Source organism: Stenotrophomonas sp. YJH_SMC_133 (assembly GCF_059370655.1).
Genome location: NZ_JCAFTW010000007.1, coordinates 108,257 through 121,127 on the forward strand (window position 1 = coordinate 108,257; position 12,871 = coordinate 121,127).

Sequence of the window (12,871 nt, forward strand, 5' to 3'; positions counted from 1 at the left end):
GTATTTTGACCCCGCCGCGAGGCGGGGTTTTTGTTGGGGCGACGCTGGTCGCGCGGGCATTGCCCTCGGGGTGGTGCAACGGCGCAGGTTCAGCGCGTGCGATAGACGCGTTTGAACACCACCCGGTCGGAAGACAATCGGGAAATGGCCCAGATCCCCGCCGCAAGTACGGCGCCGCATGCGAGCCAGCCGGCAGTGGCCTGAAATCGGCTGCCGACAAGTGCGCCGCAGATGATGGCGGCGACAAAGACAAGCATTACGGCCTCCTTTGATGCGCCGTAATGGACCTCGGCCTGGCATCCCACGCATACGCTTACGCCGTGGTTCGAGCCGGTATGGCAGTGTGGGCAGATGATGCTGCGCTGCATTGGTGCGTCCTTTGGGGGAGAGGAGGGGCGCTGGTCAGGTCGTGGCGATACACCTGCAACCGGCTCCCGCAAATCTGCCTCCCACCGAAAAGGAATCGGGTGGATCTCGACTAGGAAAAGTACGAATTGAACGGGGAACGTGAAATGCGCCCCAAAAGGGGGCCGTTCAAGGTCCGGTGACGACGCGCCGGGAGGAGGTATGCACCCGCAGACGACGCCCTGACGGTGCGAGATACGACAGTCCGAGTGGCGGTTGCGATGCCAGGATCGCCAAACCCCGGAAACGAAAAAACCCGCTTTCGCGGGTTTGATCATCTTGAGTCGTGGTGCCCAGGAGAGGACTCGAACCTCCACGGTTTTACCCGCTAGTACCTGAAACTAGTGCGTCTACCAATTCCGCCACCTGGGCGACTCAGGAGATGAATTGTGCGGGACGGCAGAGAGTGTGTCAACAACATTTCACACATTTTTCTGCGGCTGCACGCCCAGGTGAAGCAGCAGGCTGCGCATCGCCGGTGACAGCTGCGCCCATCCGGCGAAACAGGCGCACAGGCGTCGCTGTGCCCAAGCATCTGCAAGCGGAACCGCAACAGTACGCGTATTGCGTCGATGCTGGCGGGCGATGGTACGCGGCACGATGCCGACACCAATGCCGTGGCCGACCATGATGCACACGCCTTCGAACGTCTTCATGCGGATGCGCACGTCCAGGCGTCGCCCGATGTCGCGTGCCTGGTCTTCGATGTAGGCCTGCAGTGCATTGCCGTCGGCCAGCGCGACGAAGGTCTCGCCGGAAACATCCGCGAAGGCCACGCTGCGCCGCGATGCGAAGCGGTGTTCCGCGGGCAGCAGCATCACCAGTGGATCTTCGGCGACCACGTGCTGCTGCAGGCCGGCAGCGTCGACCGCATCACTGATGATGCCGGCTTCGGCCTGGCCAGCGTTGATCGCACGCACGACTTCGGGGCTGGTGCGCTCCAGCAGTTCCACGTGCAGGCGCGGGCGTTCGGCCAGCCACGGTGCCAGCCGCGAAGGCAGGTAGTTGGTCAGTGCTGCGGTGTTGGCATACAGATGCAGGGTGCCGCGCGCGCCGTGCGCGAACGCCTGCAGTTCACCGCGCAGCTGCGCCTGCTGCTGCAGGATCAATCGTGCATGGTGGGCGAGGGCGGCGCCGGCTTCGGTCAGGCTGACGCCGCGGGGGTGCCGGTTCACCAACGCGGTGCCGGCATCGGCTTCGATCGTGCGCAGGCGTTCGCTGGCCGACGCCAGTGCCAGGTTTGCCTGCGCTGCGCCGGCCGTGATGCTGCCCGCCTCGGCAATCGCCAGGAACAGGCGCAGGTCGGCGATATCCATCCGCATGTGATGCCCTCATCGCAACGGCTGCGCCTTCGGATCAGCCGAAGGCAAGGCCGGAAACACCGCATTGTGCGCCGAGCGGCCGGCCGATCCAATGAAGGCATGAATGAATCAATGTACTTCTACGTGCTGCTGGTGGCGGTGTTCGTGCTGGCCGGTGTGGTCAAGGGTGTGACTGGCATGGGGTTGCCGACGGTGGCGATGGGGCTGCTGGGCAGCACGCTGTCGCCGGTGGCGGCAGCGTCGATGCTGTTCATTCCCACTTTCGTCACCAATGCGTGGCAGCTGTTGTCCGGGCCGTCACTGGACCGTATCGTGCGGCGCCTGTGGCCGATGATGCTGGCCGTGGTGGTGGTGACGCTGGGCTCGGCGGCGCTGCTGGTGCGGGTCGATCGCACTTGGTCGCGCGTTGCGTTGGGCGTGGCATTGGTGGTCTATGCCGCCTATGCGTTGCTTGCGCCGGTGTTCCGCGTGCAGCAGCGGCGCGAGCGTTGGCTGGGGCCGCTGGTGGGGGCGTTGTCGGGCGTGGTGACCGGCGCCACCGGCGTGTTCGTGATGCCGGCGGTGCCGTACCTGCAGTCGCTGGGGTTGCAGCGCGAGGAGCTGGTGCAGGCGCTGGGGCTGGCGTTCACGGTGTCAACGATTTCGCTGACCGCCGGTCTGGTGCTGCACGGCGCATTCGGCATCCAGCAGCTGGGGCTGAGTGCGCTGGCGGTGCTGCCGGCATTGCTGGGCATGTGGCTGGGGCAGGTGATCCGGCAGCGCATCAGTGCGCGGGTGTTCCGGGGCTGCTTCCTGGGTTTCCTGCTGCTGCTCGGGCTGGAACTGGTGCTGCGGCCGCTGCTCTGATGCCGGATTCCGGGCATGAAAAAACCCGCTCTCGCGGGTTTTTCTCATTCTCGACGTGGTGCCCAGGAGAGGACTCGAACCTCCACGGTTTTACCCGCTAGTACCTGAAACTAGTGCGTCTACCAATTCCGCCACCTGGGCGTCGAGGAGCGAAATTATGGGGTGTTGTTACGGGGGTGTCAACACTTTTTCTGGATCCGGTGTCGGATCCCGTTTCGCGTGCGGAGCGGGCGCTGACCCCATCTCACTCGCTTGGGGTCGGAGCCCTTCCCTTCGGAAAGGCATTCGGCCCCGCTGCTGGATTGCAGGCAAAAAAAATCCCCGCCGAAGCGAGGAGTTTTTTGTTGGTGCCCAGGAGAGGACTCGAACCTCCACGGTTTTACCCGCTAGTACCTGAAACTAGTGCGTCTACCAATTCCGCCACCTGGGCGTTCCAGAGGCGCAATTGTGAAGATGAATCCGCAGGCTGTCAACGACTTCCTGAATATTTTTCACGCAAGGCCTTCAAGACGGCCACTGACCCGTTCTGCACGCCGTCAACGGCTACCATGTAGGGCGATGACTACCAAAAAACCAAGCAAGGGCGGGAGCACCTCCCGCAGCCAGGCCCCGAAGAAGGGCGCCAAGGCGGGCACGGCCCGCGCCACCAAGCCGGGCAAGCCGTTGCCGGGCTGGTTCCCTGAATTGAATGAAGGCGGTGCACCGCCGCGTGGCCGCAAGGTCCGCAGCAGCGACGCACCTGGCCCGGCCCCGGGCCGCAAGTTGCCGCCGACCGGCAAGGTGATCGACGATCCCTATGCCGCCCGCGAAGCAGAGAAGTACGAACAGCCCATCGCGAGCCGCGAAGCCATCCTGGCCCTGCTGGAGCGTTGCGAAGGGCCGCAGACGGCAGAGGAACTGGGCGCACGCCTGGGCCTGACCGCCCCGGACCGTGCCGAAGCACTGTCGCGCCGGCTCGGCGCCATGGTCCGCGACGGCCAGCTGGTGCAGAACCGCCGCGGCGGCTTCGCCCCGATCCAGACCCTGAACCTGGTCACCGGCGTGGTGATCGCCAACCCGGAGGGGTTCGGCTTCCTGCGCCCGGTCGAGGGCGGCGACGACCTGTTCCTGCCGCCGTATGAAATGCGCAAGGTCATGCACGGCGACAAGGTGCTGGCCCGCGTGACCGGCATCGACCACCGTGGCCGCCGCGAAGGCAGCATCGCCCGCGTGCTGGAGCGCGGCATGACCCGCCTGATCGGTCGCTTCAGCATCGAGATGGGCATCAACTACGTGGTGCCCGACGACAAGCGCGTGCAGCGCAACGTGCAGGTGCCGCCGGACCAGACCGGTGGTGCGCGCGACGGCCAGTTGGTGGTCTGCGAACTGACCCAGGCGCCGGACAGCCGTCGCCCGCCGATCGGCCGCATCATCGCCGTGCTCGGCGACAAGCTGACCGCTTCGCTGGTGGTGGAGACCGCCATCCACGGCCATGAACTGCCATTCGAGTTCCCGCAGGAAGTGCTGGACGAAGCCGCCTCGGTGCCGCTGGTGGTTGAGCCGGCGATGATCGGCGACCGCGTGGACCTGCGCAGCATGCCGCTGGTCACCATCGATGGCGAGGATGCCAAGGACTTCGACGACGCGGTGTACTGCGAGCCGAATGCCGATGGCTTCCGGCTGGTGGTGGCGATTGCCGATGTCTCCAACTACGTCCGGCCCGGCACGCCACTGGACGAAGAGGCGCAGAAGCGTGCCACCTCGGTGTACTTCCCGGGCTTCGTGGTGCCGATGCTGCCGGAGACGCTCTCCAACGGCATCTGTTCGCTGATGCCGAAGGTCGACCGCATGTGCTTCGTCTGCGACATGCAGATCGACCGCGACGGCCTGGTCACGCATTCGCGCTTCTACGAAGCGGTGATGAACTCGCATGCGCGCCTGACCTACACCCAGGTGTGGAAGGCGGTGGGCGAGGACGATGCCGATACCAAGGCCTGGATGGGCGACCTGCTGCCGCAGGTGCAGCGCCTGCACCAGCTGTACAAGGTCCTGTCCAAGGCGCGTGCCAAGCGTGGCGCCATCGAGTTCGAAAGCAGCGAAGTGCGCTTCGTGCTGGACAACCGCGGTGAAGTGACCCAGGCCGGCATGCTGGTGCGCAATGACGCGCACAAGCTGATCGAGGAATGCATGATCGCGGCCAATGTGGAGGCGGCGAAGTACCTGCTGTCGCGCCATGTGCCGGCCCCGTACCGCATCCACGAGAAGCCGCCGGAAACCAAGTACGCCGACCTGCTGGAATTCCTCAAGGAGTTCAAGCTGAGCCTGCCGCCGTGGTCGAAGGTGCGCCCGGGCGATTACACCAAGCTGCTGAAGAAGATCCGCGACCGCCCCGATGCCACGCTGCTGGAATCGGTGCTGCTGCGCAGCCAGAGTCTGGCGATCTACAGCCCGGAAAACCACGGTCACTTCGGCCTGGCGCTGGAGGCGTACGCGCACTTCACCTCGCCGATCCGCCGTTACCCCGACCTGCTGGTGCACCGCGCGATCAAGCACGCGCTGTCCGGCAAGCCGCTGGACAAGTTCACCTACAACGCGCGCGAAATGGCCGCGCTGGCGCTGCAGTGCTCCGAGCGCGAGCGCCGTGCCGATGAAGCCGAGCGCGAGGTCGACGAGCGTTACCGCGCGGCGTGGATGGAAAAGCACGTGGGTGGCCAGTTCGATGGCGTGATCAGCGGCGTGACCAGCTTCGGCCTGTTCGTGGAGCTGGACGAGTCGAAGGTGCAGGGCCTGGTGCACGTGACCCAGCTGCCGCAGGACTATTACAAGTTCGACGCCACGCGCAAGACGCTGACCGGCGAGCGCCGCGGCAGCAGCTACCGGCTGGGTGACCGCGTGCGGATCCTGGTACTGAAGGCCAGCATGGAAGAGCGCAAGATCGACTTCCGCCTGGTCGAACACAAGGGCGAGGACGAAGGCGATGGCCTGCCGCCGCTGCCGGAGCGTGGCAAGCCGGCCAAGCGGAAGAAAGAGAAATACTGATGACCGTGGTAGTGCCGGCCGCTGGCCGGCATCCATGGCACCCTCGGCACCGACGGGTTGCCGGCCAGCGGCCGGCACCACCAGGAGACATCGCATGCAAGGCCAACCCGAATACAGTGGCGGCTGCCAGTGCGGCGCGATCCGCTTCCAGGTGCGTGGCGCGCTGACCGACAGTTCGATCTGTCATTGCCGGATGTGCCAGAAGGCCTTCGGTGCCTACTACGCACCGCTGGTGTCGGTGCGTGGCGTGCAGTTCAGCTGGACCCGTGGCCAGCCGCGCTATTTCCAGTCCTCCAACGTGGTGCGCCGGGGCTTCTGTGCCGACTGCGGTACGCCGCTGAGCTACGAGGCGCCGGACGGCGTGGCGGTGGCGGCCGGCGCCTTTGACGAACCCGAGCGCCTGCCGCCGACGATCCAGTACGGGGTCGAGCGCAAGCTGCCGTTCGTCGATACGCTGGCCAGCCTGCCGGCCCGTCGTACCGAGGAAGACATCGCGGCGCTGGAGTTCCTGGCCACCATCGTGTCCCATCAGCACCCGGACCACGACACGCCGCACTGGCCGCCGCGCAGCCGGTAACGCCCCTGTAGCGCCGAGCCCAGGCTCGGCTGGCAGGTCGCCGCGGCCTCAGCCCGGCAGCGAGCGCAGGCTCGGCTCAACAGGGGCCCCGCCGCAGCGCCCGGCCCGCCGATGCTCTACCATAGCCACCCCCTTTCCGGTCCCCGCCCGCATGAGCAAGAACAGCCAGTGGATCGTCGGCGTCAACGCCGTCGCCTCCTCCATCGAGAACGACGCCGAGAACGTCCGCGAAGTGCTGGTCGAGGCCGGTGCGAAGAACCCGCGCCTGACCGAGATCGAGGAAAACGCCCGCCGCAAGGGCATCGACGTGCGCAAGGTTAACAGCCAGGCGCTGGACGGTGTCGGCGGTTCGGTACGCCACCAGGGCGTGGCCGCTCGCTATGCCGCCGCCCGCACTTACAGCGAGAACGAGCTGGAGGGCCTGGTCACCGCAGCCGAGGGCAAGGCCCTGCTGCTGGTGCTGGACGAAGTGCAGGACCCGCACAACCTGGGCGCCTGCCTGCGCTCGGCCGCCGCGGCCGGCGCCACTGCAGTGATCATCCCCAAGGACAAGTCGGCCACGGTCAATGCCACTGTGCGCAAGACTTCGGCCGGTGCCGCCGATCTCATTCCGGTAGTGGCGGTGACCAACCTGTCGCGCTGCCTGAAGGACCTGCAGAAGCAGGGCGTGTGGATCTACGGCCTGGCCGGCGAAGCCACTGCGTCGCTGTACCAGCTGGACCTGAAGGGCAACATCGCCCTGGTGCTGGGTGGCGAGGCCGATGGCCTGCGCCGCCTGACCCGCGAGAACTGCGATGGCCTGGTCAAGATCCCGATGCCGGGCGAGATCGAGAGCCTGAACGTCTCCGTCGCCGCCGGCGTCAGCCTGTTCGAGGCCGTGCGCCAGCGCGGTTGATTTCGGGGTCGGTTCCCTTTTCCATGTGCCGTGTCGACCAAGGTCGACACTTACCGGGCCGTTGCCGTGTCGACCAAGGTCGACACCTACCGGGCCGTTGCCGTGTCGACCAAGGTCGACACCTACCGGGTCGTTGCCGTGTCGACCAAGGTCGACACCTACCGGGTCGTTGCCGTGTCGACCAAGGTCGACACCCACCGGGTAGTCGCCAACCCGGGTTGGCGCCCTTGCCGCCTCACCCCGCGCTGCCGCCCAGTGCCTTGAACAGGGTGATGTCGTTGTTCAGCTGGCCCTGGCGCACGCGCGCCAGCGACAGCTCGGCATCACGCCGGGTCTGCTGCGCTTCCAGCCAGGTGCGCAGGTCGGTGGCACCTACGCGGTAGCGCACTTCCTGCGCGCGCTCCACTTCCACTGCTTCGTCGTACGACGCCTGCGAGGCCGCCACCTGGCGCGCCAGCTGCTCGCGTGCCGACAGCGCGTTGTCCACTTCCGACAGCGCGGTGTACAGCGTCCTGCGGAAATTGGTCGCGGCGATCTGATAGCTGGTGCCGGCGATGTCGGTATCCAGCTGCGCGCGCTGCAGGTTGAGGAACGGCAGCGACAGGCCGGCGCCCAGCGTGGCCACCGGGTTGCGCAGCACGTCACCCAGCGACGTTGCACTGGAGCCGAGGCTGCCGGTCAGGCTCAGCGCCGGGTAGTACTGGGTAGCGGTCACCTTGATGGTCTTCAGGCTGTTGCGCAGGCGAAGTTCGGACGCGCGCAGGTCGGGACGGCGGCCGAGCAGCTCGGCCGGCAGGCCTTCGTTGATCCCGGGGCTGCGTGCGCCCAGCAGGTCCTGCGGTTCGTCCTGCTGCGGCCAGGGCGTGCCGTCCAGCAGCACGGTCAATGCATTGCGCACCTCCACCCGCTGCTGTTCCAGCGCGCTCTGCGAGGAACGCTGCGACTGCAGGTTCTGCAGCGCCTGGCGCACTTCCAGGCGCGATACCGCACCAGCGTCGAAGCGGGCCTGCACCAGGTCGCGGGTGCGCTCCAGCCGCTCCAGGTTGGCCTGGCCGGTGGCGATGGACTGGTTGAGATAGGCCAGGTTCCAGTACTGGGTGATGGTGTCGCCGATCACCAGCAGCGCGGTGTTCTGCCGGTCTTCCTCGCTGGCCTCGGCTTCCCAGCGGGCGATGTCGCGCTGGGTGCGCAGACGGCCCCACAGATCGACCTCCCAGCCCAGCGAGACGCCGGTGGAATAGCTGCGTCGCCAGTCGTCGGCCTGGTCGGTGGCGCGGCTGGCATTGCCGCTGACGCCGGACGACGAAGGCTGCGGCCACAGCGCATTGCTGGCCAGGCCGGCCTGCAGGCGCGACCGCTGCACGGCCAGGCCAGCGGCGGCCAGATCGCTGTTGGCGGCCAGCGCCTGCGCCACCAGGCGGTTCAGTCGTTCATCGCCAAAGCCCGTCCACCAGCTGTCCTGGCGGATGTCGCGGCCCGGTGTATCCAGGCTGCTGCGCGGATCGTCGGCCGGTGCGTTGAGGGTGGCATCGCCACGGCCGTAGCTGGCCGCCACGTCGGGGGCCTGCACCGGGTAGCGGCCCACCGAGGCACAGCCTGAGAGGGCAAGCAGAACAGCGCCCACCAGCAGCAGGCGCGAGGGAGCAGGGAAGGGCAGTCGGGTCATCATCTTCATTCGCGGGCCAGGGCCTCCACCGGGTCCAGCTGCGCGGCGTTGCGCGCGGGCAGGAAGCCGAATGCCACGCCGATCAGGGTCGAGCAGGCGAACGCGGCAACGATCGAGGCGGTGGAGAACAGCACCTGGAAGTCACTGGCGAAGCGGCCGATCATCGAGCCCAGCAGCAGGGCCAGGCCGATGCCGAGCAGACCACCGAGCAGGCACACCAGCACCGCTTCGATCAGGAACTGCTGGCGGATGTCACTCTGCCGTGCCCCCACCGCCATGCGCACGCCGATTTCGCGGGTGCGCTCGGTCACCGAGACCAGCATGATGTTCATCACGCCGATGCCGCCGACCAGCAGCGCGATGGCGGCGATGGCGCCGATCAGCAGGGTCATCGTGCGCGTGGTCTGCTCGATGGTCTGGCGGATCTCTGCGCTGTTGCTGAGGAAGAAGTCCTCGGTGCCGTGGCGCAGGGTCAGCAGGCGGGTGATCGCTTCCTGCGCCGCATCCATCGGCGTGTCGTCGTCCACGCGCACGGTGATGCTGGAAACGTGGCTCTGGCCGAGCATGCGCGACATCACCGTGGTGTAGGGCACCCACACGCTGAGGCTGGTGCTGCCACCAAAGCCGAAGCTCTGGCGCTTGGCCACGCCGACCACGCGTGCCGGTACGTTGCCGAGCAGGATCACCTGGCCGACCGGATCTACATCGGGGAAGAACTGGGTCTGGGTGTTCTCGTCGATCACCGCCACCTGGCCGAGGCCCTTCACCGCGTCGGTATCGAAGAAGCTGCCGCTGAGCAGGGTCACGCCCTTGACCCGGAAGAACTGCTCGCCGACGCCACTGACCTGGGCGGTGGAGGACTGGTTGCGGTAACGCGCGGTGACCGAGGTCGACACGCTGGGGGTGGCGCTGTCCACGTAGCTCTGCTTTGCCAGTGCATCGGCATCGCTGGCCTTGAGCGTCTGTACCCGCGCCGAGCGCATGTCACCGAAACCACGGCCGGGATAGACGTCGATGGTGTTGGTGCCGAGCGCGCTGATGTTCTGCAGGATCTGCTGCTGCGAGCCATTGCCCAGCGCCACCACCGAGACCACCGAGGCGATGCCGATGATGATGCCGAGCATGGTCAGGAAGGTGCGCAGCCGATGTGCGTTCATCGCCAGCAGGGCCATGCGGAACGCTTCGGTGAAGCGGTCACGGGCTGCCCGCCAGCTGTTGCCGCGGGCCACGCCGGTGCTGGCCTCGCGCTGCGCGCGGTAGGTCGGTGCGTTCGGATTGGTGCGGTCGGCGATGATCTCGCCATCGCGGATTTCGATGATGCGCTGCGCGTGTTCGGCCACGCTCATGTCGTGGGTGACGATGATGATGGTGTGGCCTTCGGCGTGCAGCTCGCCGAGGATCGCCATCACTTCCTCGCCGGATTTCGTGTCGAGCGCGCCGGTCGGTTCGTCGGCCAGGATCACCTCGCCGCCGTTCATCAGCGCACGTGCGATCGACACGCGCTGCTGCTGGCCACCGGACAGCTGGCCCGGCTTGTGGTGCATGCGGTCGCCCAGGCCCAGCCGCTGCAGCAGCTGCTCGGCACGCGCGTTGCGCACCGGGCCGGGGCTGCCGGCATACACCGCCGGTACCTCCACGTTGCCGCGCGCATCCAGGTCGCCCAGCAGGTGGTAGCGCTGGAAGATGAAGCCGAAATGCTCGCGGCGCAGTTCGGCCAGTTCATCCGGCGCCATCCTGCCGGTTTCGCGGCCGGCCACCTGGTAGCTGCCGCGGGTAGGGCGATCGAGGCAGCCGAGGATGTTCATCAGCGTCGACTTGCCCGAGCCGGACTGGCCGACGATCGCCACCATCTCGCCGGCGTGGATATCCAGGTTGACGTCGCGCAGGACGGCGATCACATCATCGCCTGCCGGGAATTCGCGCCGCAGGTCGCGCAGGCGCAGCAGCGGCGCCTTCGTGCTCATCGGCGCGGACCCATGCCCGGGCCGCCGACCCGCATCTGCATGCCGCCGCGGTTGCCGCCGCCGGCGCTGGCACCGGCCGCACTGGCTTCGCCCACCACCACGCGTTCGCCTTCCTTCAGCCCGGACAGGATTTCGGCCGAGGCGCCGTTGTTGATGCCCACGGTGACCTTGCGCGGTTGCGGCTGGCCCTTGTCGTCCAGCACCCTCACCATGCGCTCGTCGCCGCGGCGCTTCGGTCCCAGCGCCACCGCCGGCACCATCAGCACGTCCTTGGCCTGCTTGAGCAGTACCGAGACCTGCGCGGTCATGTCGATGCGCAGGGTGCCGTCCGGGTTTTCCACGTCGAACAGCGCGTTGTAGTAGACCGCGCTGCTGGAACTGGAGCTGGACGAACTGCTGGAGCTGGACGAGTTCTCGTTGGCGATCGAGGCCGGCGCCGGATTGATCTGGCGCAGCGTGGCGTGGTACTTGCGGTCGGGGTCACCCAGGGTGGTGAAGTACACCGGCATGCCGGCCTTGATCTTGACCACGTCGGCCTCGGAGATCTCGGCGTTGACCGTGACCACGTCCAGCCGCGCCAGCATCACGATGGTGGGCGCGGTCTGGTTGGCGTTCACGGTGCGGCCTTCCTCGGCCACCACCGCCACCACGGTGCCATCCATCGGCGCGGTGATGCGGGTGTAGGCCAGGTTGGCGCGGGCGGTGCCCAGCTCGGTCTGGCGGCCCTTGATCTGCGCCTCGTAGGACTGCAGCTGGGCGCGGGCAGTTTTCAGCTGTGCTTCGGCGGCATCGTATTCCTGGCGCGAGGTGGCCTCGGCCGCCAGCATCTGCTGCTGGCGTGCGAACTCCAGTTCGGCCTGGCGCAGGGTGGCCTGCTGCACGGCGCGCTGGGCGGTGACCTGGTCCAGCGAAGCCTGCGCGTTGAGCACCTGGTTCTGCTGGGTGGTGGCATCGATCTCGGCGATCAGGTCGCCTTCCTTCACGGTATCGCCCAGCTGTACCTTCAGCGACTTGATCTGGCCCGAGGCCTGCGCGCCGACGCTGACCAGCTTGTAGGCGTCGATCACGCCGGTGGCTTCCACGGTCTGCTCGATGTCGCCGCGGCTGACCGGCGTGGTCGCCACCGCCGGGGCGGCGGGTTTGCGCAGCAGCCACCAGGCGGCGACGGCCACGATGAGGGCGAGCAGGGCGATCAGTATCAAGCGACCACGGCGGGTCGCGGGCAACAGGCGGAACGTCACGTCGTGGCTTCACTCTCGGGGCCGCGGCGGCGGCGTTGGTGGGCATTGTGAAGACCGGGCGACAGGCGGCTCAATCCTCGGGGTATGTCTCTATGTAACACTGTCGGTGAATACGCGTAACCACAGGTATCCCGCTCATGGCTGGATACACTGGTACGCATTGCCCCGGATGCGGTTCAGCTGCCGACACGGGATGATCGCGACATGGAGACTGAAAACACGATGCATCGACTGCTGATCGTCGACGACGACAACGACATCCGCACCCTGCTGGCCGAGCAGCTCGGCCGTGCCGGCTACCAGGTGAGCACGGCCGCAGACGGCACCGCCATGCGCCAGCTGCTGGACCGCGAGCACGTGGACCTGATCGTGCTCGACCTCAACCTGCCGCGCGAGGATGGCCTGACCCTGTGCCGCGACCTGCGGGCGCGCTCGAACACCCCGGTGATCATGCTGACCGCGCGCGCCGAGCCGATCGACCGCGTGCTCGGCCTGGAAATGGGCGCCGACGACTACCTGGCCAAGCCGTTCGAACCGCGCGAGCTGCTGGCGCGCATCCGCAACGTGCTGCGCCGGACCGAGGCGCTGCCGGCCAACCTGGAGCCGCTGGCGGTGCGCCGTGCGCGTTTCTCGCGCTGGGTGTTCGACCTGGAGCATCGCCACCTGGTCGATCCGGACGACCGCGTGGTGGTGCTGTCCGGTGCCGAGTTCCGCCTGCTGCGAGTGTTCATCGCCCATGCCAACAAGGTGCTGTCGCGCGAACAGCTGGTCGCGCTCAGCAGCGGCCGCAACTACGAGGCGCAGGATCGCGCGATCGACCTGCAGGTCAGCCGCCTGCGCAACAAGCTGGGCGATGACGGTGGGCCGGATGGCCTGATCAAGACCGTGCGCAACGAAGGCTACGTGCTGGCCTCCTCGGTGAACCTGGAATAAGCCG

Annotated in this window: 10 protein-coding genes, 3 tRNA genes and 1 pseudogene; 6 read left to right on the plus strand and 8 right to left on the minus strand. The window is 67.1% G+C overall.

The window, feature by feature from the left end; genetic code table 11:
- Nucleotides 1–89: 89 nt before the first annotated feature.
- From AC5P78_RS11610 to AC5P78_RS11620, 3 genes are all read right to left on the minus strand, one after another.
- Nucleotides 90–368 carry a hypothetical protein gene (locus AC5P78_RS11610; protein WP_049395927.1) on the minus strand — a complete coding sequence of 93 codons (279 nt, stop codon included), beginning with the start codon at nt 366–368 and terminating at the stop codon, nt 90–92.
- 324 nt (nt 369–692) lie between these two features.
- A tRNA-Leu gene (locus AC5P78_RS11615) sits at nt 693–777 on the minus strand.
- 50 nt (nt 778–827) lie between these two features.
- Complete coding sequence (locus tag AC5P78_RS11620) at nt 828–1,727, minus strand: LysR family transcriptional regulator (RefSeq protein WP_111197981.1); 900 nt, start codon at nt 1,725–1,727, stop codon at nt 828–830.
- A 99-nt stretch (nt 1,728–1,826) separates the two neighbouring features.
- Between AC5P78_RS11620 and AC5P78_RS11625 the strand changes: the two genes are divergently transcribed.
- A complete protein-coding gene (locus AC5P78_RS11625) occupies nt 1,827–2,573 on the plus strand; it encodes a sulfite exporter TauE/SafE family protein (protein ID WP_033834104.1) in 747 nt (248 codons plus the stop codon).
- 56 nt (nt 2,574–2,629) lie between these two features.
- Here AC5P78_RS11625 and AC5P78_RS11630 read toward each other — a convergent pair.
- Together AC5P78_RS11630 and AC5P78_RS11635 are read right to left on the minus strand one after the other, a co-directional pair.
- Nucleotides 2,630–2,714: transfer RNA gene (locus tag AC5P78_RS11630), tRNA-Leu, on the minus strand.
- Nucleotides 2,715–2,918: 204 nt separating this feature from the next.
- A tRNA-Leu gene (locus AC5P78_RS11635) sits at nt 2,919–3,003 on the minus strand.
- A gap of 359 nt (nt 3,004–3,362) precedes the next feature.
- Here AC5P78_RS11635 and rnr point away from each other — a divergent pair.
- The 4 genes and pseudogenes from rnr to AC5P78_RS11655 form a co-directional block, all read left to right on the plus strand.
- Nucleotides 3,363–5,591 (plus strand): annotated as a pseudogene (rnr, locus tag AC5P78_RS11640) (ribonuclease R); the annotation flags it as partial.
- Nucleotides 5,592–5,685: 94 nt separating this feature from the next.
- Nucleotides 5,686–6,168, plus strand: coding sequence for a GFA family protein (locus AC5P78_RS11645; protein WP_005408774.1), 483 nt, complete (start codon nt 5,686–5,688; stop codon nt 6,166–6,168).
- 151 nt (nt 6,169–6,319) lie between these two features.
- A complete protein-coding gene (gene rlmB / locus AC5P78_RS11650) occupies nt 6,320–7,063 on the plus strand; it encodes a 23S rRNA (guanosine(2251)-2'-O)-methyltransferase RlmB (protein WP_005408775.1) in 744 nt (247 codons plus the stop codon).
- A gap of 30 nt (nt 7,064–7,093) precedes the next feature.
- Nucleotides 7,094–7,327: a hypothetical protein gene (locus tag AC5P78_RS11655; protein WP_024957861.1), complete on the plus strand. Its 234-nt coding sequence runs from the start codon at nt 7,094–7,096 to the stop codon at nt 7,325–7,327.
- Here AC5P78_RS11655 and AC5P78_RS11660 read toward each other — a convergent pair.
- Genes AC5P78_RS11660 through AC5P78_RS11670 form a run of 3 tightly spaced genes read right to left on the minus strand, consistent with a single transcriptional unit; the run spans nt 7,299 to nt 11,934 of the window.
- Nucleotides 7,299–8,738, minus strand: a complete 1,440-nt coding sequence (locus AC5P78_RS11660; protein ID WP_111197984.1) for an efflux transporter outer membrane subunit — start codon at nt 8,736–8,738, stop codon at nt 7,299–7,301. The two genes, AC5P78_RS11655 and AC5P78_RS11660, sit on opposite strands and share 29 nt — an antisense overlap.
- On the minus strand, nt 8,735–10,693 hold the full coding sequence (locus tag AC5P78_RS11665) for a MacB family efflux pump subunit (protein WP_005412764.1): 1,959 nt from the start codon (nt 10,691–10,693) through the stop codon (nt 8,735–8,737). Before AC5P78_RS11665 ends, AC5P78_RS11660 begins: the two co-directional genes overlap by 4 nt.
- A complete protein-coding gene (locus AC5P78_RS11670) occupies nt 10,690–11,934 on the minus strand; it encodes an efflux RND transporter periplasmic adaptor subunit (protein ID WP_099527861.1) in 1,245 nt (414 codons plus the stop codon). Before AC5P78_RS11670 ends, AC5P78_RS11665 begins: the two co-directional genes overlap by 4 nt.
- 204 nt (nt 11,935–12,138) lie before the next feature.
- On the opposite strand from AC5P78_RS11670, the gene AC5P78_RS11675 reads away from it, so the two are divergent.
- The gene (locus AC5P78_RS11675; protein WP_005408779.1) at nt 12,139–12,867 is read left to right on the plus strand and encodes a response regulator; all 729 of its coding nucleotides are present in this window, start codon (nt 12,139–12,141) and stop codon (nt 12,865–12,867) included.
- Nucleotides 12,868–12,871 lie beyond the last annotated feature (4 nt).

What these genes read in the sequence shown, in the direction of transcription:
- AC5P78_RS11610 (WP_049395927.1), bottom strand. Translation starts at nt 368, where the DNA reads ATGCAGCGCAGCATCATCTGCCCACACTGCCATACCGGCTCGAACCAC.
- AC5P78_RS11620 (WP_111197981.1), bottom strand. Translation starts at nt 1,727, where the DNA reads ATGCGGATGGATATCGCCGACCTGCGCCTGTTCCTGGCGATTGCCGAG.
- AC5P78_RS11625 (WP_033834104.1), top strand. Translation starts at nt 1,827, where the DNA reads ATGAATGAATCAATGTACTTCTACGTGCTGCTGGTGGCGGTGTTCGTG.
- AC5P78_RS11645 (WP_005408774.1), top strand. Translation starts at nt 5,686, where the DNA reads ATGCAAGGCCAACCCGAATACAGTGGCGGCTGCCAGTGCGGCGCGATC.
- rlmB (WP_005408775.1), top strand. Translation starts at nt 6,320, where the DNA reads ATGAGCAAGAACAGCCAGTGGATCGTCGGCGTCAACGCCGTCGCCTCC.
- AC5P78_RS11660 (WP_111197984.1), bottom strand. Translation starts at nt 8,738, where the DNA reads ATGAAGATGATGACCCGACTGCCCTTCCCTGCTCCCTCGCGCCTGCTG.
- AC5P78_RS11665 (WP_005412764.1), bottom strand. Translation starts at nt 10,693, where the DNA reads ATGAGCACGAAGGCGCCGCTGCTGCGCCTGCGCGACCTGCGGCGCGAA.
- AC5P78_RS11675 (WP_005408779.1), top strand. Translation starts at nt 12,139, where the DNA reads ATGGAGACTGAAAACACGATGCATCGACTGCTGATCGTCGACGACGAC.